Raw genomic sequence first — 293 nt, 5'->3', positions numbered from 1 at the left:
AGCTACCGCGCGCCCGGACCGCAGAAGCCGGCCCGCGCCCCGCGCGTGACGATCACGCGGACGTCGTCACGAGCGATCGCGACGTGGGCGAGCGCTCGCGGGGCGCGCACCTGGCGCGTGGTCGCGACGGCGTCCGACGGCCGCCGCTGGTCGGTGCTGCTGAGCCAGCGCTCGCTCGCGCTGCCCAGCGTGTTCCGCTCCACGACCGTGCGGGTGAGCGTGCGCGGCGTCAGCGCCGCGGGGGTCGTCGGACCGGCGAAGGCCGCCGTCTCGCGGGGCCGCTGATCAGAGCT

General features: G+C 77.5%; 1 protein-coding gene. It reads left to right on the top strand.

The window, feature by feature from the left end; all coding sequences use genetic code 11:
• Window positions 1-285, top strand: a 285-nt coding sequence (locus tag Q0L15_RS18925; protein WP_296606062.1) for a hypothetical protein, incomplete at its 5' end; no start/stop codon positions are given.
• Window positions 286-293: the final 8 nt, after the last annotated feature.

It is taken from the genome of Nocardioides sp., assembly GCF_024509035.1.
In the GTDB taxonomy this organism is placed as follows: Bacteria; Actinomycetota; Actinomycetes; order Propionibacteriales; family Nocardioidaceae; genus Nocardioides.
This window is presented reverse-complemented; position numbering and strand designations above follow the sequence as displayed.